The 4903-nt window shown below is 70.3% G+C and carries 5 protein-coding genes; 2 read left to right on the forward strand and 3 right to left on the reverse strand.

Going from position 1 to position 4903, the window contains the following annotated elements; translation table 11 throughout:
* The first annotated feature begins 96 nt into the window (after positions 1 to 96).
* Positions 97 to 1278, forward strand: coding sequence for a molecular chaperone DnaJ (gene dnaJ / locus RDU12_RS12190; RefSeq protein WP_300289339.1), 1182 nt, complete (start codon positions 97 to 99; stop codon positions 1276 to 1278).
* 76 nt (positions 1279 to 1354) lie between these two features.
* A complete protein-coding gene (gene dapB / locus RDU12_RS12195) occupies positions 1355 to 2104 on the forward strand; it encodes a 4-hydroxy-tetrahydrodipicolinate reductase (RefSeq protein ID WP_300289340.1) in 750 nt (249 codons plus the stop codon).
* A gap of 150 nt (positions 2105 to 2254) precedes the next feature.
* Here dapB and RDU12_RS12200 read toward each other — a convergent pair whose 3' ends face one another.
* From RDU12_RS12200 to coaBC, 3 genes are all read right to left on the reverse strand, one after another.
* A complete protein-coding gene (locus tag RDU12_RS12200) occupies positions 2255 to 2617 on the reverse strand; it encodes a hypothetical protein (protein ID WP_300289341.1) in 363 nt (120 codons plus the stop codon).
* 75 nt (positions 2618 to 2692) lie between these two features.
* Complete coding sequence (dut, locus tag RDU12_RS12205; RefSeq protein ID WP_300289342.1) at positions 2693 to 3142, reverse strand: dUTP diphosphatase; 450 nt, start codon at positions 3140 to 3142, stop codon at positions 2693 to 2695.
* 161 nt (positions 3143 to 3303) lie between these two features.
* Positions 3304 to 4527 carry a bifunctional phosphopantothenoylcysteine decarboxylase/phosphopantothenate--cysteine ligase CoaBC gene (gene coaBC, locus RDU12_RS12210; protein ID WP_300289344.1) on the reverse strand — a complete coding sequence of 408 codons (1224 nt, stop codon included), beginning with the start codon at positions 4525 to 4527 and terminating at the stop codon, positions 3304 to 3306.
* Positions 4528 to 4903: the final 376 nt, after the last annotated feature.

Genomic DNA, 4903 nt, shown 5'->3' on the forward strand with positions numbered 1-4903 from the left:
GCTGACCGGGCTGACATGGGCGCCCGGTCAGCCATTCCGGTCAGCGGCCCATCAGAGGCGGCGGCGGGAGCGGCAGGGTAAGAGGACGAACGCCAGATGGCGACGCGTGACTATTACGAGATTCTGGGCGTCGAACGGACCATCGACGCCGCGGGGCTGAAATCCGCCTATCGCAAGCTGGCCATGCAGCATCACCCCGACCGCAACGGCGGGTGCGACGACGCCATGGCCCGCTTCAAGGAGATTTCCGAGGCCTACAGCGTGCTCTCGGACGACCAGAAGCGCGCCGCCTACGACCGCTTCGGCCACGCCGGCGTCAACGGCGGCGGCAATCCGTTCGGACAGGGCGGGGCCGGCTTCGCCGACGTCAACGACATCTTCTCCCAGGTCTTCGGCGAAGCCTTCGGCGACGTCTTCGGCGGCCGTCAGGGTGGAGGCGCCCGCCAGCACGGCCCGCGCCGCGGCTCCGACCTGCGCTACGACCTCGAGATCACCCTCGAGCAGGCCTACAAGGGCGCCGAGGTCGAGATCGGCGTGCCGACCACCGCGACCTGCGACACCTGCGAGGGCTCGGGCGCCAAGGCCGGCACCAAGCCGACCACCTGCACCACCTGCCAGGGCGCCGGCCGCGTGCGCAGCGCCAACGGCTTCTTCCAGGTCGAGCGGACCTGCCCGCGCTGCGGCGGCCACGGCCAGATGATCGCCGAGCCCTGCGCGACTTGCCACGGCCACGGCCAAGTCCGGAAGAACCGCAAGCTCCAGCTCAAGGTCCCCGCCGGCGTCGACGACGGCTCGCGCATCCGCCTGTCGGGCGAGGGCGACGCGGGCCAGCGCGGCGGTCCGCGCGGCGACCTCTACGTCTTCATCTCGGTGACGCCGCACGAACTGTTCGAGCGCGACAACCTCGACCTGCTGGTCACCGTGCCGGTGCCGATGACCACCGCGGCCCTGGGCGGCGAGATCGACGCCCCCTGCCTGACCTCCGAGGCCTGCGACGGCCGCTGCAAGGCGCAGGTGACGGTGCCGGCGGGCTCGCAGACCGGCAAGGCCGTGCGCATCAAGGGCAAGGGCATGCCCCACCTGAACGGCCGCCAGCGCGGCGATCTGGTGGTCGAACTGTTCGTCGAGACCCCGACCGACCTGACCGCCCGCCAGAAGGAGCTGCTGGAGGAGCTGGCCGCCTCGCTGGGCGACCTGCAGACGCCGCGCAACTCGTCCTTCGCCGGCAAGGCCAAGCGCTTCTGGGCCGACATTCTCGGCGCCGAAGCGACCCAGTAGGCCGCCCGGGTCCGGCCGAGGATGACGACCGGCCGGAAAGCCTTCACAGTGCCGCCGACATGTTCAGGGGTCTGATTTGAGCGCCATCTTCCATGCCGGCATCTCCGGCGCCCGGGGTCGTATGGGCCGCGCCGTCTCGGCTGCGCTGGACGCCCGCGACGATGTCGTCGTCGCCGCCCGCTTCGACCGCGGCGAGACCCCTGACCTGTCGCTGTGCGACGTGGTCATCGACTTCTCCACCCCCGAGGCCTCGGTCGAGCTGGCCCGCGCCTGCGCCGCCCGCCGCGGCCCCGCCCTGGTCATCGGCTCCACCGGCCTGACCCCCGAGCAGGACGCCGAAATCCTCAAGGCGGCCGAGACCGTGGCCATCGTCCGCAGCGGCAATTTCTCGCTCGGCGTCAACATCCTGATCGGGCTGGTCGAGCACGCCGCCCAGCGGCTGGACGCCGCCGACTGGGACATCGAGGTTCTGGAGACCCATCACCGCAGGAAGGCCGACGCCCCCTCCGGCACGGCCCTGATGCTGGGCGAGGCCGCCGCCAGCGGCCGCGGCGAGGATCTCGCCGACGTCCGTACCGCCCCTTACGACGGCATCACCGGCGTGCGCGAGACCGGCAGGATCGGCTTCGCCTCGCTGCGCGCCGGCGGCGTCATCGGCGAGCACACTGTCCTGTTCGCCTCGGACGACGAGACCCTGACGCTGAGCCACTCGGCCATCGACCGGTCGCTGTTCGCCAAGGGCGCCGTCGCCGCCGCCGCCTGGGTCCGCAGCCGCAAGCCCGGCCTCTACGACATGCAGGACGTGCTGGGGTTCCGGCAGGCGTGAACCGCCGTCATTCCTCCCCCGCAGGGGGAGGGGGACCATCCGAAGGATGGTGGAGGGGGCCTTCTACGACCGCCGGCGGAGGGGATCAGCCCCCTCCACCGCTTCGCGGTCCCCCACCCCTCCGCTGCGCTCGGGGGAGGAATGCGCCCCTCAGTGCGCGTGCCGCCTGCGGCCGACCCCGCCGGTCACCAGCGACTTGATCAGGAAGAACACCGCGATGACGATGGCATAGCCCAGGAACAGGGCCAGCAGCATCATCCAGAAGCCCATCGACAGCAGGTCGGGCAGCACCATGGCCCCGCCGTCCAGCATCGGCCGGATCACCCCGACGGCGACATGCACCAGGGCGGCCCCGAGCGCCGAGGCCCACAACCGGCTCCACGCCGGCATCAGCAGGGCCGCGATGACCGCGATCAGCAGGCCCATGACCTGGTTGACGCCGTCGAACCCGCCCTGGGCCAGGCCGAAAATTCCGTTCAGAAACGCGCCGATTGAATCGAACAGGGACTCCATACGCCGACCTCCGTCTTGCTGCGGCCCAGCTTGGCCGTAAGCAGGGTTAACGCCGGTCGCGCCGAATGGCTCCGCTTAACGGCCGGTCGAGCCGAATCCGCCGGCGCCGCGCGCCGTCTCGTCCAGCGCCCCGACCTCCGTCATTTCGGCCTGCGCATAGCGGGCGATGACCATCTGGGCGATCCGTTCGCCGCGACGGATCACGAACGGTTCCTGACCATGGTTGATCAGGATCACCCCGACCTCGCCGCGATAGTCGCTGTCGATGGTGCCCGGCGAGTTCAGGCAGGTCAGGCCGTGCTTCAGCGCCAGTCCCGACCGCGGCCGCACCTGGGCCTCGAAGCCCGGCTCCAGCGCGATCTTCAGCCCGGTCGGCACGAGGGTGCGCGCGCCCGGCGCCAGTATGACCGGCATGTTCTCGTCCACCGCCGCCCGCAGATCCATCCCGGCCGAGCCCGAGGTTTCATAGGCCGGCAGCGGCAGACCCTCAGCATGCGGCAGGCGTTCAATCCGGACAGTCGTCATGGGTGCACTGGCTTCGATAGAGCAATAGGGCGGTAGGTCGCTCAGCGATCCATATCCTGCCGCCGGCCGCCGCGATGCATTGCCCTGTTCACTGGCTGAGAAACCCCGGTGGAGAAGCAACAGGCCATCGGGGAAAGGTCAGTGGACAACGTGTGGACAGATCAGCCGAAATGATCGGCGATCCGGGCGGCCAGCTTGCGCGCCACCTCCGCCTTGGACTGACGCGGCCAGCTTTCGGCCTTGCCGCCCTTGGTGAACAGGGTCACGGCGTTGCCGTCCGACCCGAACACGTCGTCCGACACGTCGTTGCCGACGATCCAGTCGCAGCCCTTCCTCGACAGCTTGGCCCGGGCGTTGGCCTCCAGGTCCGTGGTCTCGGCCGCGAAGCCGATGACCAGCTTCGGCCGCCGCTTTCCGGCCGCCGACACCCCGGCGAGGATGTCGGGATTCTCAATCAGGCTCAGCGACGGCGGCCCGCCCGGGGCCTTCTTGATCTTGCCCGAGGCCACGCCGTCGACGCGCCAGTCAGCCACGGCGGCGCTCATCACCGCGATGTCGGCCGGTAGAGCGGCGTCCACCGCAGCCTGCATCTCGCGCGCCGTCTCGACCCAGATGCGCTCCACCCCGACCGGGGCGGGCAGGGCGACGGGACCCGACACCAGCGTGACCCGCGCCCCCAGCGTGGCCAGGGCTTCGGCGATCGCATAGCCCTGCTTGCCGCTGGAGCGGTTGGTCAGGCCGCGCACCGGGTCGATCGGCTCGAAGGTCGGACCCGCCGTCACCACGGCGCTGCGCCCCGCCAGCGGCCGTCCGTCCGGTCCGGCCAGCAGCCCCTCGATGGCCTCCAGAATGGCGGCCGGCTCGGCCATCCGGCCCGGGCCGAACTCGCCGCAGGCCATCTCGCCCTCGTCCGGCCCGACCACCGCCGCGCCGTGGAAGCCGTCGAAGCCCTTCAGCCGTTCGACATTGGCCTGCACCGCCGGGTGCAGCCACATCCGCACATTCATCGCCGGGGCCAGCAGCACCCGCTTGTCGGTGGCCAGAAGCGTGGTCGAGGCGAGGTCGTCGGCCAGGCCGTTGGCCGCCTTGGCGATCAGCCCCGCCGTGGCCGGGGCGACCACCACCAGATCGGCCCAGCGCGACAGCTCGATATGGCCCATGGCCGTCTCGTCCTCGGGCATGAACAGGGCCTGGCGCACCGGATGGCCGGTCAGGGCGGCCAGCGACATCGGGGTCACGAACTCGGCCCCCGCCGCAGTCAGCACGCTCATCACATCGGCTCCGGCCTTCCGGAGCAGGCGCACCAGCTCCAGCGCCTTGTAGGCGGCGATGCCGCCGCCGACGATCAGCAGGATCTTGCGTCCGGACAGCGAGGCCGAGGTCATGCCGCTGGTCTAGCGATCCCGCCGCATGGCGTCGAGTGACCGGTTTGCGATGGGCGGCGTCTGTCGGTTCATCACAACGACCACCACGGGACACGACGGACACGACGGGAGCAGGCCCCGGTCCCGCCCTCCCGGGATGACTGCAGGCCCTCCTGTTCGATCGATGCCAGAGGCGTCGATCCGCAAGGACGCCCCCGGAGAACCGCCACCGCCGCCGCGCCGCGGTCCCGTCGTGTTCGTTGTGTCCATCTCTGTGGTCGTTGTGATGAACCCGCCAGCGCCCGTCCGCCCACTCCAAAACAAGAACATTGCAAGAACAAAATAACGGCGTTATGGAGTCCGCGCGGGTTCAACCACATGGAGGGTGTGATGATTG

The sequence above is a fragment of the Brevundimonas sp. genome (assembly GCF_031082345.1).
Classification (GTDB): domain Bacteria; phylum Pseudomonadota; class Alphaproteobacteria; order Caulobacterales; family Caulobacteraceae; genus Brevundimonas.

What these genes read in the sequence shown, in the direction of transcription:
- dnaJ (WP_300289339.1), top strand. Translation starts at nt 97, where the DNA reads ATGGCGACGCGTGACTATTACGAGATTCTGGGCGTCGAACGGACCATC.
- RDU12_RS12200 (WP_300289341.1), bottom strand. Translation starts at nt 2,617, where the DNA reads ATGGAGTCCCTGTTCGATTCAATCGGCGCGTTTCTGAACGGAATTTTC.
- dut (WP_300289342.1), bottom strand. Translation starts at nt 3,142, where the DNA reads ATGACGACTGTCCGGATTGAACGCCTGCCGCATGCTGAGGGTCTGCCG.
- coaBC (WP_300289344.1), bottom strand. Translation starts at nt 4,527, where the DNA reads ATGACCTCGGCCTCGCTGTCCGGACGCAAGATCCTGCTGATCGTCGGC.